The 1141-nt window shown below is 47.2% G+C and carries 1 protein-coding gene; it reads right to left on the bottom strand.

The window, feature by feature from the left end; all coding sequences use genetic code 11:
• Positions 1-324 precede the first annotated feature (324 nt).
• Positions 325-1141: hypothetical protein (locus tag EAO38_RS08540; RefSeq protein ID WP_162982758.1), on the bottom strand; the 817-nt coding region annotated here is incomplete at its 5' end.

Raw genomic sequence — 1141 nt, 5'->3', positions numbered from 1 at the left:
GGTGGCTTCTAAAAGTTCTTGTATCTTGTCGTGTAACAACATCATCGCCCCTTATAGCCCTATTCAACCAAAAAACCCCCGCGTGAATCAAGGGTTAAAAAGGCCCAATGGGTTATAATACCTGTATTGGCATGTGTGGTCTTCTTTGAGGGCAAAAGGGTAGAAAAGTTTCTTTTCTTAGGGCGGGTGGCATGTGGGACCCTAAAAGAAGGAGGCCACATGCACAAAGTGCTGATAGTCTTAGCGCTGCTGGTTGTGTTTGCCGAACACCTGCATTAGGCGCAAAACCCCCCCAAAGGGGGGCTAAGACTATTGTGCCACAATCTAGCTTAAACCTTTAAACGCCTCCTTTAACCTAGCTTCTTCCCGAGCAAAATGCGAATCTACATACCCCTCAAATAGCGCATTCTTGTTGCGCTCCACGAAGTCCAAATTCTCCCCCTTGGAGTAAAAGAAGACTTGGCTAAAATCTAGCTTCTTTTCTTGGGCTAGGGCGCGCGCGTCCATCAAGGGCCTATCTAACTGGCTCAAGCCCAAGACCCATATGTCATAACACTCCCACAAAGCGATCAAATACTCTTGAAGTGCCTGCTCCATTTGGGCTAAGATATTGGGGTCTAGCTTGTCTAATTGGGCTTCATTGTCCTTAATATTGGAGTAATACCACGCTTGTGGGCTCTTGCTAGGGATATTCGCCCCTTTTTTAAGCGCGCGCGCCAAGATCACATGCTGGCCTAAAAAGGGGCTATCTGGAGCGTCTGCATACTGAGCGCTAATCTCATTGTACGCGCTAACCCCTAAAACCTCCCCATTATGGCTATTAAAATACACGCGGTAATCCGCATGTTCTTGGTAGATGTTAGTTGTGTGGGTGATATTATCGTGGCGCAAAGTGGTGTACTCATGCCTATACCCCAACTCCATCGCCCCGCTAGCGCGCATGGCCTCGGGTAATGTTAATTTCTTAGGTTTTTCCACCTGCTCAAATAGGGGTAATTTGTGCCCTCGTGGATAGTATTTCATGCGCTCTAAAAACTCATCGCTATTGAGTTGGGCGATCCGCGTATTGATGTGCTTTTTTTGGTGGTGGTTAAAAAGCCTTTGGAGAGTCTGCGTGTCAAAAGCCCCAAACCCTTCTTTA

The sequence above is a fragment of the Helicobacter vulpis genome, from assembly GCF_003660395.1.
GTDB lineage: Bacteria > Campylobacterota > Campylobacteria > Campylobacterales > Helicobacteraceae > Helicobacter > Helicobacter vulpis.
The sequence above is the reverse complement of the archived record's forward strand: the minus strand, read 5'-3'. Positions and strand labels throughout refer to the sequence as shown.